General features: G+C 40.5%; 17 protein-coding genes. 10 read left to right on the top strand and 7 right to left on the bottom strand.

The genetic code is table 11. The features are described 5' to 3' along the window. Positions 1–266: 266 nt before the first annotated feature. Both FZC88_RS13400 and FZC88_RS13395 read left to right on the top strand, forming a co-directional pair. Entirely contained in the window at positions 267–1793 is a 1527-nt protein-coding gene (locus FZC88_RS13400; protein ID WP_148970788.1) for a sodium-dependent transporter, read from the top strand. A 1-nt stretch (position 1794) separates the two neighbouring features. Then, positions 1795–1902, top strand: a complete 108-nt coding sequence (locus FZC88_RS13395) for a methionine/alanine import family NSS transporter small subunit (protein WP_148970787.1) — start codon at positions 1795–1797, stop codon at positions 1900–1902. Positions 1903–1949: 47 nt separating this feature from the next. Here the strand turns inward: FZC88_RS13395 and FZC88_RS13390 are convergent, their stop codons facing one another. Then, the gene (locus tag FZC88_RS13390; protein ID WP_148995528.1) at positions 1950–2909 is read right to left on the bottom strand and encodes a M23 family metallopeptidase; all 960 of its coding nucleotides are present in this window, start codon (positions 2907–2909) and stop codon (positions 1950–1952) included. A gap of 268 nt (positions 2910–3177) precedes the next feature. Here FZC88_RS13390 and lipA point away from each other — a divergent pair, with 268 nt between their 5' ends. Next, positions 3178–4095, top strand: a complete 918-nt coding sequence (gene lipA / locus FZC88_RS13385) for a lipoyl synthase (protein ID WP_148970786.1) — start codon at positions 3178–3180, stop codon at positions 4093–4095. A 115-nt stretch (positions 4096–4210) separates the two neighbouring features. Here lipA and FZC88_RS13380 read toward each other — a convergent pair whose 3' ends face one another. Then, positions 4211–4939 carry a YhcN/YlaJ family sporulation lipoprotein gene (locus FZC88_RS13380; protein ID WP_148995267.1) on the bottom strand — a complete coding sequence of 243 codons (729 nt, stop codon included), beginning with the start codon at positions 4937–4939 and terminating at the stop codon, positions 4211–4213. A 102-nt stretch (positions 4940–5041) separates the two neighbouring features. Between FZC88_RS13380 and FZC88_RS13375 the strand changes: the two genes are divergently transcribed. Then, positions 5042–5317 carry a YutD family protein gene (locus tag FZC88_RS13375; protein ID WP_113968994.1) on the top strand — a complete coding sequence of 92 codons (276 nt, stop codon included), beginning with the start codon at positions 5042–5044 and terminating at the stop codon, positions 5315–5317. Positions 5318–5361: 44 nt separating this feature from the next. On the opposite strand, the gene FZC88_RS13370 is transcribed toward FZC88_RS13375, so the two are convergent. Then, positions 5362–5664, bottom strand: a complete 303-nt coding sequence (locus FZC88_RS13370; RefSeq protein ID WP_148970784.1) for a cytosolic protein — start codon at positions 5662–5664, stop codon at positions 5362–5364. A gap of 77 nt (positions 5665–5741) precedes the next feature. Beyond that, a complete protein-coding gene (locus tag FZC88_RS13365) occupies positions 5742–6011 on the bottom strand; it encodes a DUF3055 domain-containing protein (RefSeq protein WP_148970783.1) in 270 nt (89 codons plus the stop codon). 133 nt (positions 6012–6144) lie between these two features. On the opposite strand from FZC88_RS13365, the gene FZC88_RS13360 reads away from it, so the two are divergent. From FZC88_RS13360 to FZC88_RS13350, 3 genes are all read left to right on the top strand, one after another. Beyond that, positions 6145–6582, top strand: a complete 438-nt coding sequence (locus FZC88_RS13360) for a DUF86 domain-containing protein (protein WP_148995266.1) — start codon at positions 6145–6147, stop codon at positions 6580–6582. A gap of 130 nt (positions 6583–6712) precedes the next feature. Then, the gene (locus FZC88_RS13355; protein ID WP_148995265.1) at positions 6713–7477 is read left to right on the top strand and encodes a TIGR01457 family HAD-type hydrolase; all 765 of its coding nucleotides are present in this window, start codon (positions 6713–6715) and stop codon (positions 7475–7477) included. A gap of 584 nt (positions 7478–8061) precedes the next feature. Beyond that, entirely contained in the window at positions 8062–8313 is a 252-nt protein-coding gene (locus tag FZC88_RS13350) for a helix-turn-helix domain-containing protein (RefSeq protein ID WP_098350080.1), read from the top strand. On the opposite strand, the gene sda is transcribed toward FZC88_RS13350, so the two are convergent. Together sda and FZC88_RS13340 are read right to left on the bottom strand one after the other, a co-directional pair. Continuing rightward, positions 8310–8432 (bottom strand): sporulation histidine kinase inhibitor Sda, encoded by a 123-nt coding sequence (gene sda, locus FZC88_RS13345; RefSeq protein ID WP_113969158.1) that lies wholly within the window; start codon positions 8430–8432, stop codon positions 8310–8312. The two genes, FZC88_RS13350 and sda, sit on opposite strands and share 4 nt — an antisense overlap. A 317-nt stretch (positions 8433–8749) precedes the next feature. Further along, a complete protein-coding gene (locus FZC88_RS13340) occupies positions 8750–9250 on the bottom strand; it encodes a phosphatidylglycerophosphatase A family protein (RefSeq protein WP_113968983.1) in 501 nt (166 codons plus the stop codon). A gap of 283 nt (positions 9251–9533) precedes the next feature. Here FZC88_RS13340 and yutH point away from each other — a divergent pair, with 283 nt between their 5' ends. Next, positions 9534–10535, top strand: coding sequence for a spore coat putative kinase YutH (gene yutH, locus FZC88_RS13335; protein ID WP_148995264.1), 1002 nt, complete (start codon positions 9534–9536; stop codon positions 10533–10535). Positions 10536–10625: 90 nt separating this feature from the next. Beyond that, positions 10626–11588 carry a 2-hydroxyacid dehydrogenase gene (locus FZC88_RS13330; protein WP_148995263.1) on the top strand — a complete coding sequence of 321 codons (963 nt, stop codon included), beginning with the start codon at positions 10626–10628 and terminating at the stop codon, positions 11586–11588. Between the two features lie 48 nt (positions 11589–11636). On the opposite strand, the gene FZC88_RS13325 is transcribed toward FZC88_RS13330, so the two are convergent. Continuing rightward, positions 11637–11873, bottom strand: coding sequence for a NifU family protein (locus tag FZC88_RS13325; RefSeq protein WP_034763763.1), 237 nt, complete (start codon positions 11871–11873; stop codon positions 11637–11639). A gap of 198 nt (positions 11874–12071) precedes the next feature. Between FZC88_RS13325 and FZC88_RS13320 the strand changes: the two genes are divergently transcribed. Further along, positions 12072–12398, top strand: a complete 327-nt coding sequence (locus tag FZC88_RS13320) for a YuzD family protein (RefSeq protein ID WP_148995262.1) — start codon at positions 12072–12074, stop codon at positions 12396–12398. Positions 12399–12445: the final 47 nt, after the last annotated feature.

The raw sequence follows: 12445 nt of genomic DNA, 5'->3' as shown, positions 1-12445 counted from the left end.
TATGCATTCGTGCTTTTATTAAAACCCGTGACGGTATCCCAAAACCCACCTCAACCTTTCCGATCATTAATCCTTCATGTTTCGACAAAATTCTTATAGTGAAATAGTACCTGTCCCAATTTTAAAAAATCTCTTTAAAAGCTTCAAAATAGCTTTGACAATTGGCGTGGAACTAGCTATACTGACTTTAGATTATAAATAATCTGAAAATATAAAAATTTCAAATACCTTAATATGGTAGTTGGAAAGAACTAGGGGGGACCAACATGGAGAAACGTGCCCAGTTTGGAACACGAGCAGGATTTATTCTTGCTGCTGTCGGGTCAGCAATCGGTTTGGGAAACATTTGGCGTTTTCCGGCAGTAGCGTATGAAAATGGTGGAGGAGCATTCTTTATTCCTTATTTATTCGCTCTTCTTACAGCGGGAATTCCATTATTAGTGCTTGAATTTACGTTAGGTCATAAGTACCGTGGGTCGGCACCACTATCTTATTTCCGTCTTAATAGGAAATTTGAGTGGCTTGGCTGGTGGCAAGTATTAATCGCATTTGTCATATCTACCTATTATGCCGTCATTATCGCATGGGCGATGTCGTACAGTGTGTTTTCTTTCAATTTAGGTTGGGGGAAGGATACAGAGTCATTCTTATTCAACGACTATTTGAAGCTTACGGTTGATCCAGGTCAGACAGGAAGTATCGTTCCTGGAGTATTCATTCCACTTGTATTGGTATGGGTGATTACACTAGGGATTCTTTTCAAAGGTGTAAAGAAGGGAATCGAAGTAGCGAATAAGATCTTTATTCCGGCACTAGTTATTTTATTCTTAATAATTGTTGTTCGCGCTTTAACATTGCCTGGAGCATTGGATGGGTTAGATGCTTTCTTCAAACCGGATTTCAGCAAAATAGCTGACCCTGGTGTTTGGGTAGCGGCATACGGACAAATTTTCTTCAGTTTATCCATTGCATTTGCGATTATGATTACGTATTCCAGTTACCTTCCGAAGAAATCAGATATTACAAATAATGCATTCATCACAGGTTTCAGTAACTCAGGGTTTGAATTACTTGCAGGTATCGGGGTATTTGCTGCTTTAGGTTTCATGGCTCAATCTCAAGGTGTAGGGGTGCAGGAAGTAGTAAGCGGTGGAGTTGGATTGGCGTTTGTGGTATTCCCGCAAATCATTAACGAATTCCCGGCACTTAACGGATTATTCGGATTCCTGTTCTTTGCTTCCCTGGTGTTAGCCGGGCTGTCATCACTCATCTCGATTACGGAGACTTATGTAGCAGGGGTTTCTGAGAAGTTCGGAATTTCCCGTACGAAAGCGGTTCTTTTCGGCGGAGGTCTTTCTGCGGTCATCTCAATCTTATTTGCCACTCAGGGCGGATTACTCTTCCTGGACGCTGCAGATTACTTTATCAACCAGTTTGGTGTAGCATTCGTGGGGTTAGTTGAAGTAGTAGTGATTGCCTGGTTCCTGCGCAAGTTAGGTACATTCCAATCTCACGCTAATGGAATCTCTGATATTCAGCTTGGTGCCTGGTGGAAAGTATGCTTAGGCGTCATCACACCAATCGTTCTTGGATGGATGATGTTCGGATTATTCAAAATGAATTTATTAAGAGAATTTGAAACTGAAACTGGAAACTATGGAGGTTACTCAGATGCCTTCATCCTTTACAGCGGATGGTTTGTAGCAGGATTCGCGATCCTTGCAGGTGTTGCCTTCTCATTCAAACGCTGGCATGCCAAAACTGAAGCTGAAAGCTATAAGGAGGTAAGCTAACATGACAGGTAGCGCTATTGCAATGATGGTTGTAGGAATGGTCATCATCTGGGGTGGATTAGCAGCTAGTATCATGAACGCTGTTTCCAAATCCAAAAAACAGATGTAAAGAGTGAAAAGATGAAGCAGACGATGGGTTAACCATTGTCTGCTTTTTTAACGTTTTTTGCTTTTGATTCTGTCTTGACGTTCCCACATTCGTAAGTGAGGGTAAGGGTCAAAGGACCATTCCGTCAAACCGTTATCCTTGTACATTCCGTAGTGCAGATGGGGAGGGAATTTCCCTGATGTCCCTGGGGGTCCGTATCCTGAGCTACCGACACCGCCAATAACCATTCCTGGTTCCACCACTTGACCTATATGAAGATCTTTAGAGAAACCGCTAAGGTGGGCAAAATAATGATAGGTATTATTAATGTCACGTATGCCGATACGCCAGCCTCCATATCGGTTCCATCCTTTCATCTCGATGATTCCATACGATGTTGCTCTTACAGGTACACCATAATCAGCAAAGAGGTCCGTCCCTTCATGAATCCGTCTTCCTCCCCAACCACGGGCGTCACCCCAAGTGTTTCGGTAACTGTAGTTGAATCTGAGGGGAAGGGGGAAGGCTTTTTGGTTTAAATGGATGGTCCCATATTGTTTATAGATTTTGGCATTTCCCATGATGATACTGACCGTTTTATCGCGTTTGTAGTAGTCCCACAGTGCGAGCTTGAAATTATCCCGGTCAATTCCGTATTGTAAAATAAAATCTGTCAAAGCAGCCAGTATATCTTCATCACTCTTAAGGCTGGCTTTTCCATCGAAGTCACCATCCCGGCCTATCCCGTTGAATAGGGATATCGTTTCTGGATTGTCGTCTTCCCGGTTAGGATTCAGAGGGCCGACCCATTTTTCAGGCTCCATATAGATCGATATAAGTGAAGAGGGCTTTTCCCTATCTTTACGGGCAAACCGTAGACTGCGTTCGTACTGATCAACAGCAGCAAGATAGTACCAGGGAATATGAGTCAGAGCCGAGCTTTTCTGAAATAAATCCATCCTTTTCGTGTGAATCTGTTCGTCTGTCAGCTTTTCTGCAGCAAAGGTTTGACAAGGGCTTATCAACATGCAGAAAACCACAAAGGCTAAGACCAATCGTTTGTACAAAATTATCCCTCCATTTTTAGGGGCCTACTACTAGTTTGTATCGTTCATCGGGATTCATAATCATCAATAAATGGTAATAGGGTATCACATGCTTGTTTTCACTTTTTTAGTATGATAAAGTGACAAAAGAAGTATATTGATGATGGCTTTTTTTACATAAGATGAACGATTTAGAAAGCGTTTCACTCTTTGCCTAAGTCAGAATTATTTAGGATTGGAGATGAGGGGTATGAGTAAGAAAGATGAGCACATTCGTAAACCGGATTGGCTTAAAATTAAGCTGAATACGAATGATAACTATATGGGCTTGAAGAAAATGATGCGTGAAAACAACCTTCACACGGTATGTGAAGAGGCTCGTTGTCCTAATATTCATGAATGTTGGGGAACTAGAAGAACAGCAACCTTCATGATTCTTGGAGATATTTGTACACGAGCATGCCGTTTCTGTGCAGTAAAAACAGGCCTTCCAACTGAATTAGATCTGAAAGAACCAGAACGCGTTGCAGATTCTGTTCAATTAATGAACCTGAAGCATGTAGTTATTACAGCTGTAGCACGTGATGACCTGAAAGATGGTGGATCGCAAGTATTTGCTGAAACGGTTCGTGCCATTCGTCGTAAGAGTCCGTTCACTTCCATTGAAGTATTACCTTCCGATATGGGTGGAGTTTTTGATAATATCAAAACATTGATGGATGCAAAGCCAGACATCATGAACTACAATGTCGAAACCGTTCGTCGCTTGACCCCAAGAGTTCGTGCCCGCGCTACCTACGATCGCACATTGGAATTCCTGCGTCGTGCAAAAGAATTAAATCCGGAAATTCCAACAAAATCAAGTATCATGGTTGGTCTTGGTGAAACGAAGGAAGAAATTCTTGAAACAATGGATGATCTGCGTGCCAATCATGTTGATATTGTGACATTAGGTCAATACCTGCAACCATCGAAGAAACACTTGAAGGTACAGAAGTATTATCACCCTGATGAGTTTGCTGAACTACGTGAAGCGGCGATGGAAAAAGGCTTCAGTCACTGTGAAGCAGGACCGCTCGTTCGCTCTTCCTACCATGCAGATGAGCAAGTTAATGCAGCTGCCAAAGCAAGACAAGCAGCCGGTGAGCAAGAAGTTCAAAAGGCATAATTTTTCATATATAAAAGGACTGACTTGAAGGAGAAGATCTCTAACAGTCAGTCCTTTTTGTAGCAAAGAGTATGGCATCCGGCAAGGCTAGATGCGTGTCTCTACTCTCTTCTAATTAATCGACCACGTTATCTGTGTTATCTTTTCGCTTTTGACGGTCTTTGTTGATTTTGTGGACGTCGTCATCCTGCATTTCGTATTTCTCAGATGTCATTTCACCATTTGGATTTTCACCTGCGTCTACATTTCTTCCCTGAGGAGAATCCTGCAGCATGAGGTTGATGGTATCATCAATGGCCGTGTTGGCATTACGGCTATCGCTATCCATTTTGGCAAGGTTTTCTACACTGCGCATCAGGCTCTTGTCATCGGTCACATATACATGGTACCAACGGGGAATAACCGACATGGCTGTTTTCTTTACTTGGTCGGCTACTTCAAAGCGGCCATCTTTATCCTTTTTGTCCGTCACGTATGAAATCAGCACTTCTTCATCAGTGACAAGAGTGGAACAATCCTTTACGTCTGGAAGAGAAACACTCATTTTGCTGATCGTGTCGGCTACTTGTTCACGATTGATGCTGTACATATCCTTTGTGGAAATGGTTTGACCTCCTGTAGGACTTTTCTGTTGGCGAACATAGCCGAAGTCCTCACCCCGGTGAGCTCCTTTTTTCGTCCAGCTATTTTCGTTGTACAGGTCCTCCCGGTCATTCACGTTAATGGTATTTCCATTGTCGTGAAACATTTCTTCATTGGCCGTGTCAATTCCATCACAAGCGGTTCCGATTATAGCAATACTTAGTACAGTTGTACCCAGAATGAATTTATTCAAGTTAAACACCCCCTATTTGATAGGGTGACCATGTCTTATGACAATTTTTCATAGTAATTAATGGACAATCCGTTATAATTTAAGATAAGGAAATGAAAGTGGGTGGACAAGATGATTTGTGTGCAGAATACATGCTACGAAATCGTTGAGGAATTTAGAGACGGGTTCAACGAGGAAGCATTTAAGGAGAGGTATAGCGACATCTTAAGTAAATACGACTTTATCCTTGGGGATTGGGGATATGGCCAGCTCCGCTTAAAAGGATTCTTTGATGATCATAATCAAAAAGCCTCTTTTGACACAAAGGTGAGTACACATAAGGATTACTTATATGAATACTGTAACTTTGGCTGCGCTTATTTTCTTGTGAAAAAAGTCAATAAATAATGGTGAAAAAGGAACAAACCGTACAGTTTGTTCCTTTTGTTATTTTACTTATTTTCAGTATATGGAGGTTCTTCATTCACATCGGGATCTGCATGAACAGGGTGTGATCCAGGCTCCTGACGTGGGATATCCTGATGAAGTGATTTATTTTCGTAGTTGAAAGCACTGTAATATCGCTGCCCTTCTCTCCAAGGAGTGCTTTTGTTCTCAACGGGAGTATGCTTTCCTCGGGGAGCGCCATATGGCCCTTCTGGCAGTGTTTCCGGTACGATAAAATTGCGGTATGTTTCAACGTTGGAAAAGTCACTATATACTTCATCTTCTTTGTCTCTTGGTTCTTTACTCATTATATCTCCCACCTTTCATACTTGTAGTATGTGAGAGTGGGGTGTACTTCATTCTTAATAGTCCGCTGTAAGAACGACTACATAATGATTTCTCCTAGAAAGTCCCTCAACTCATCGGCTTCTTCCTCCGTTAGCTTGAACACACTTTCTACATATCCAGGTTCATCCAGGTCATCCCTGCCGACGATCGCGAATCGACTGCCTTGAAGGTCTAATACTAAAGATTTCCCGTAATAGCGAGCTGTCTGGGTAATCGCCAAGTCGTACCGCTGATTTTCCCCCATAAAACTCACAAAGCGTGTTTTTGTATTTTCTGTATCATCGTATAAATAAAATCGTTCACTCATGACGATGTCCTCCTCTTTTTTTTGCTTATCTCATCATAACAAACTGAGCTTAGAATTGCAGGAAGTTCCTGTATGACAGTGAGGGGAATATGGTAAAATAAAAGGGAGGATCGTTCATAGAGAGGGGTGCACCATGTATTTCGTAGATAGAGAAAAAATAGAGGAAATATTATTGTATATGAATGAGCAGTTAAAGACTGTTAGTGAACATGATCAATGGGACGGAACATTAGAAAAATTAGCTTTGGAGCGAATGGCTCACACAATTATTGAATCTATACTCGATGTAGGAAACAGTATGATCGACGGTTTCATTATGAGAGATCCGGGAAGCTATGAGGATATCATAGATATTCTTCTGGATGAAAAGGTCATTGGAGACAAGATGAGTGAGGATCTTAAACGACTTGTAGCAGAGCGTAAGGTTCTTGTTCAAGAGTATACAGCCATTCATCATGAGCAATTACATACGATTTTAAACGAGGTATTCCACTCGTTGGAGAAGTTTCCCCAACAGGTTCAGAACTACCTTGAAAATGAATTGGGACCTGTGTCTGCATTTAAAAATTAATCAGCATTTGACAGCGCTTTCTATATAGGGAGCGTTTTGTTTTATTTATGGAATGCATTTTACCGAAAATAGCACAGGCTCTACAACAGGTATTTGGACATACTATACACAAAGCATACGGAGGTACATAATGAAGGAATATAAAGGTTACTTAATTGATTTAGATGGCACAATGTATAAAGGAAAAGAGAAAATCGAAGAAGCAGGAGATTTTGTTAAACGATTAAAACAAAAGGGATTACCTTATTTGTTTGTCACCAATAATTCTTCGAGAAGACCTGAACAGGTTGCAGAAAAATTGCAGTCCTTTGATATCCCTGCCACGAAGGAACAGGTATTTACTACGTCAATGGCAACAGCCCAGTATATGGCGAAGAAAAAGCCAAATGGGACGGCATATGTCATCGGGGAAGAAGGAATCCGCTCGGCACTGGAAGAGAACGGCATCACTCTTCAGGATGAGAAACCTGATTTCGTGGTAGTGGGAATTGATCGTGATATTAATTACGAGAAGCTATCCCTAGCTTGTTTAGGCGTGAGAAATGGAGCAACGTTTATTTCAACCAATGGAGATATCGCGATTCCGACTGAAAGAGGGTTGCTTCCAGGGAACGGTTCCCTTACGTCAGTTGTCACAGTCTCCACACAAACTGAACCGGTCTTCATCGGGAAGCCTGAATCGATCATTATGGAGCAGGCGCTATCTGTACTGGGGGTGCCTAAGAAAGATACGTTAATGGTTGGGGACAATTATGATACAGATATATTAGCAGGGATAAACGCCGGACTGGATACACTGCTTGTTCATACAGGTGTCACAACAAAAGAAGCTTTGAGTTCGAAAGATATTCAGCCGACATATACAATCGAAACGTTAGATGAATGGGATATATAATAAAAAAAGTGGGGGCTGTATTTATAGCCTCCACTTTCTCTAAACCCTTCTGAGTACTCAAATTAGAAAAAATTTCTTGAATTAGGAACATATTCATGATAGACAACAATCGTTGGTATAAGTAAAATAGAACTAGTGTTAAAAGAAGTAATCAAAATACTATTTATACTAGGGGGGACCTTTGTACTGGTCTTTTTTACTACTATCTATTCCTCTGTAGATAGTCGGTGAGTATAATAATGGCAGTGATGAAGATTATACTCCTAAAGTATTATGTGATTTTTCCTCTAACTAACTTTTCCATTACACATATTTGAGTACTCAGAAGGACTAGAAAGACAGGATCAAAAAAACATTAAGAATTTAAAGATTTTTCTTAAAAAATATTACGAAAAAAAGTGTAAAGGTATGCAACTAGGGTAAACATCAAAGGTAGTAGGGGACTATTAGCGTTGATACCTTTTCAATTTCTAACTATTCTTTACGAATGCAAGCAACTTTAAGAATGAAAGTCACTGTTTCTTAATTGATTTTCGAAACATTCCACGTCATTTCTAAAGAATTTTTAAAAGGGTAGTGAGGTAATGAGTATTACAGTTACAGGACTTGTCGGAAAGAAAATAAGGCACCATAGAAGAGCAAAAGAAATCACCATACAAGAATTAAGTCACAAATGTGGATTAACGGTTAATTATATTTCGTTGATTGAAAAGGGAGAGGCGAATCCGTCCCTGAACAAGCTGAATGCCATTGTATGTGCTCTTGACGTTCAGTGGGAAGACATTATGCCGACTTGTGAAGAACACGAAGACATCTACAATCAAACGATTCTTTAATGAACTAATTTTCTCTTTTTAATTTCTTGTTCGATCAGAATGATGAATTCATTACTGAGTTTTAACTGTTTTGCTTTTTTATAGGCATCAATAAGGGCTTGGTCACTTAGGAGCCGGATAGGATTTCACCTCAATTATTCTTCGTATGTAGTATGTGAAATTCTTTCGAATCTCATAAAAGTGATAGCCTTTATCTGGTGTTTATTCTAAAGAAGCCTTGTTACAACTATATTGATGTTAATTACAACTATAGTTGTAATTATATAAAACTATTCATCGATGTGCAATAATAAAGTTAGTTAAAAGGATCTATTTATTGTAGTCTGTAATTTTTTAGGGAATATAGTATGATTATTTTGTTAGCGTATATATCCACTTCTTCTATCACTAAAAAATCAGACGACCCATGTCGTCTGATTTGGATAATTCTTCAACCTCATTCTGCGCATTTCGCCCTGTGTGCCAACCGACTGGAAGCAGCCGCTGCAATAGCTCCGACAATATCATCAAGGAAGGTATGGCACATACCGGATGATTTATCATTTAGCCTCTCCAGAATTCCAGGTTTTTGCTTGTCTATATATCCGTAGTTTGTAAATCCGATCGATCCATATACATTCACAATCGAAAAGGCCAGGATTTCATCCACACCATATAGTCCTTCATCTACTTCAATAATCGCTTGAAGCGGTTCTTCAAGCATCTTTTTTTCAGCCAATATATCTAGTTGAATACCTGTCAGTATTGCATTCTGTACTTCCCGCTTCGTTAACACACGTTCAACATTATAGACACATTCCTTTAGTTCAAGATCAGGATGATATTTTTGTTGAAGGTACATGACCAATTGAGCGATATCTTCAATCTCCACTCCTCTTTCATGCAGCCATTTACGTGCCGTTTTCTCTAATAAATCCATTGATTCTTTATCCTTCATCCTATTCACCTTTTCTTTGAAAGATTATAAAACCCCTATTTCGATTAGACGAAGCCTTGTTTTACACATATGATTCCTATTTAAAAAATAGACATAATAATAGCTTCTACTCTCATTCTTGCCCATCTCCAGTTTCAGATATTCATAAATGTCTTTAAAGGTTATATTCATATAATTTGTGTCCTTCAAATGAAGGAAAATGACAATATGAAAAAGAGTTCCTTTGACACAGATCACCTTGCGAAAAATAAAAAGACGGTCACTTTAGATAGGAGAGATCAACATGTCTCAAGAAATATTAATCAATCATTTTGGATTGCATCCAGAGAGGGCATTCTTTGATGGAATGATGAATCGATATTTGGTTGGGGGGTTAGTATATAGTATTGTCGGCGTAACGAATATGGAACAAGAAACCTTAGTGGAACTCTACAAATTGGCAGAACACCTTAAAAGTCAGGGGGATCGCCATGTTTCAACCTTCGTTCCTAACCACGAAGGAAGATTTCTTGTTGTAGAAAAAGATAAAGACTTTGTGGTGCTGCGAAATGAAAGCATCCAATCCCCCCCGGATAATAAGCTGGGAAGAAAGTTAAGCAAATTCCATTTCAGGGGACGGACCTTTGAAGAAAAGGTGGAGAAAATAAATCGTATGGGCCAGTGGAAGAGTCTGTGGGAAAAGCGGCTGGACCAGTTAGAGAAAGCGTACTATCAGGTTATCCAGGATCAGCCGGCTGATGAGTTTGAACGTCGTTTTGTTGAGAGCTATCCTTATTACAGTGCTTTGTCAGAAAACGCGATTCAGTATCTGGTGGATACGGAGCTTGATGAGGACCCGAAGCAAGAGGATGCAGGCACGATTTGCCATGAACGTTATATTCAATCGACATGGGGGACTGAGGTGTGCATTCATTTTCCATTTCAGTGGGTATTCGATCACTGCAGCAGGGACATAGCGGAGTGGGTGAGAGAAAGATATTTCATGAAAAGCCAAACGTTTCATCCTGAGCTTCAGGAATTTATGAGAGAGTATGAATCCATTACCCCACTCTCACCATTCTCATGGAGGTTGTTGTATTCACGACTTCTGTTTCCCCTGCATTATTTCGAATGCATCGAGGAATATTATATTTCAGAATCTGAGCAGCAGAAGAAGGTAGTAGAAGAGAAGCTGGAGAACTATCTGAAAAATTCTCATCAATATGAGGCATTTCTGTCTGACTTTTATCATATGTCCGAAGTTCCAGTGAAAAAATGGGGAATTCCCCTTGTTGCATGGCTTTAAACGATCAATGTCTTCAAAGACTTTAACCCCCTGTATACCTTCATTTTTATGCTAAACTGGAGGAAAGTGAAGTGAAGGTAGGGGATACATATGAAGCCATCCATATACATTACGAGAAAATTGCCTGAATCAGTGATTAAACCATTGCAGAGCGAATTTGAAGTCGACATGTGGGAACATGGGGATGTTCCAGTGCCAAGGGATATTCTTCTCCGTAAAGCAGAGAGTGCTACTGCTTTACTTACTATGCTGTCAGACCGGATAGATAAGGAGCTATTACAGAAATCTCCTTCATTGAAGGTCGTGGCAAATCTTGCGGTGGGCTTTGACAATATAGATCTTGAAGCGGCAAAAGAATTGGGCGTAACCATTTGCAACACGCCTGATGTCCTAACGGAAACCACTGCCGACTTAACATTTGCTCTTTTAATGGCGACGGCAAGGCGAATCGTTGAAGCGGATCGCTATATTAAAGAAGGAAAATGGAAAAGCTGGTCACCCCTTCTCCTTTCCGGCATGGATATTCATCACAAAACCATTGGTATCGTTGGAATGGGAAGCATAGGAGAAGCGGTGGCTAGAAGATCCAAGGGATTCAATATGAATGTTCTTTATCATAATCGTTCCAGGAAGCATGAAGCGGAAAGAGCCCTTGGAGTACAATATTCAACATTTGAAGATCTTTTAATCCAGTCGGATTTCGTTGTTGTGCTTGCTCCACTGAATGCGGGTACAAAAGGCATGTTCCAGGAAGAACAATTCACCATGATGAAAAAAACAGGGATTTTCATCAATGCAGCCCGTGGTGCGATTGTAAATGAAGAGGCTTTAGAAAAAGCATTGAAGAGGGGTGACATTGCAGGTGCCGGATTGGATGTATTCGAAGCAGAGCCGATTGATGCCGATCATCCTCTTCTTGCATTAGATCAAGTTGTCGCCATTCCCCATATTGGCAGTTCCTCGAAAGAAACGCGTTATGAAATGATGGCCTTATGCGTGGAGAACATTCAGGCAGTTATAAAGGGAGATCAACCGAAGACGGAAGTACAATGAAAAAAAAGCCTAAATCCGATTAAGGATTTAGGCTTTAATGTGATTGAATTAGAATACTTGCTCTACTTCAACGATACCTGGAACTTCTTCCACTAAAGCGCGTTCGATTCCTGCTTTTAGCGTGATTGTTGAACTTGGGCAGCTTCCACAAGCACCTAGAAGGCGTAATTTAACGATTCCGTCTTCGACGTCCACTAGTTCGCAGTCTCCACCATCGCGAAGTAGGAACGGACGTAATTTATCTAATACTTCCTGAACTGGTGCAATCATTTCGTTTTCAGCCATAATTATCTACTCCTTTCCTTACTCTCTATTATAATGACATATTCACAAAAAATCTATCAACCTGCAAACTATTGGGAATTTCTTTTTAAGAAAAAGTCTAAATACAGTTTCCAGTACAGAAATTCACACATTATCGTTCCAACTCTGCTGCTTTTTTTGTAAAATATACAAGAGAGGGAAAGCAAAGGGGAGAGAGAAATGGAGCGTAAGCCTGTTGAACTTTATGTATATGGGGCAGAAATACTTTGTCCAAGCTGCGTGAATTTACCATCATCGAAAGAAACGTACGAATGGCTTGAGGCTGCTGTCAGCCGGAAGTACCCAAATCAGCCCTTCGTGATTAAATATGTAGATATTCACAGTCCTCCTGAAGATGAAGTCGTAAAGCAATTTGCTTCAAGAGTCATCGAAGAGGATATGTTTTATCCGATTGTCCTGTTAGAAGGAAATATTGTCGGCGAAGGGAATCCCCGTTTAAAAACGATTTACACTGAGCTTGAAAAGTATGGGTATAAAGCGGTTTAATTCGTGGGGGTTGAAAAAGGCTTTTCTGATTGGGCTAGCTTTTTCAG

The organism is Rossellomorea aquimaris (assembly GCF_008180865.1).
Lineage (GTDB): Bacteria > Bacillota > Bacilli > Bacillales > Bacillaceae_B > Rossellomorea > Rossellomorea yichunensis.
The sequence above is the reverse complement of the archived record's forward strand: the minus strand, read 5'-3'. Positions and strand labels throughout refer to the sequence as shown.

Excerpts from the sequence above, each read along its gene's own strand:
- FZC88_RS13400 (WP_148970788.1), top strand. The coding sequence starts at position 267 with ATGGAGAAACGTGCCCAGTTTGGAACACGAGCAGGATTTATTCTTGCT.
- FZC88_RS13395 (WP_148970787.1), top strand. The coding sequence starts at position 1,795 with ATGACAGGTAGCGCTATTGCAATGATGGTTGTAGGAATGGTCATCATC.
- FZC88_RS13390 (WP_148995528.1), bottom strand. The coding sequence starts at position 2,909 with ATGTTGATAAGCCCTTGTCAAACCTTTGCTGCAGAAAAGCTGACAGAC.
- lipA (WP_148970786.1), top strand. The coding sequence starts at position 3,178 with ATGAGTAAGAAAGATGAGCACATTCGTAAACCGGATTGGCTTAAAATT.
- FZC88_RS13375 (WP_113968994.1), top strand. The coding sequence starts at position 5,042 with ATGATTTGTGTGCAGAATACATGCTACGAAATCGTTGAGGAATTTAGA.
- FZC88_RS13370 (WP_148970784.1), bottom strand. The coding sequence starts at position 5,664 with ATGAGTAAAGAACCAAGAGACAAAGAAGATGAAGTATATAGTGACTTT.
- FZC88_RS13365 (WP_148970783.1), bottom strand. The coding sequence starts at position 6,011 with ATGAGTGAACGATTTTATTTATACGATGATACAGAAAATACAAAAACA.
- FZC88_RS13360 (WP_148995266.1), top strand. The coding sequence starts at position 6,145 with ATGTATTTCGTAGATAGAGAAAAAATAGAGGAAATATTATTGTATATG.
- FZC88_RS13355 (WP_148995265.1), top strand. The coding sequence starts at position 6,713 with ATGAAGGAATATAAAGGTTACTTAATTGATTTAGATGGCACAATGTAT.
- FZC88_RS13350 (WP_098350080.1), top strand. The coding sequence starts at position 8,062 with ATGAGTATTACAGTTACAGGACTTGTCGGAAAGAAAATAAGGCACCAT.
- FZC88_RS13340 (WP_113968983.1), bottom strand. The coding sequence starts at position 9,250 with ATGAAGGATAAAGAATCAATGGATTTATTAGAGAAAACGGCACGTAAA.
- yutH (WP_148995264.1), top strand. The coding sequence starts at position 9,534 with ATGTCTCAAGAAATATTAATCAATCATTTTGGATTGCATCCAGAGAGG.
- FZC88_RS13330 (WP_148995263.1), top strand. The coding sequence starts at position 10,626 with ATGAAGCCATCCATATACATTACGAGAAAATTGCCTGAATCAGTGATT.
- FZC88_RS13325 (WP_034763763.1), bottom strand. The coding sequence starts at position 11,873 with ATGGCTGAAAACGAAATGATTGCACCAGTTCAGGAAGTATTAGATAAA.
- FZC88_RS13320 (WP_148995262.1), top strand. The coding sequence starts at position 12,072 with ATGGAGCGTAAGCCTGTTGAACTTTATGTATATGGGGCAGAAATACTT.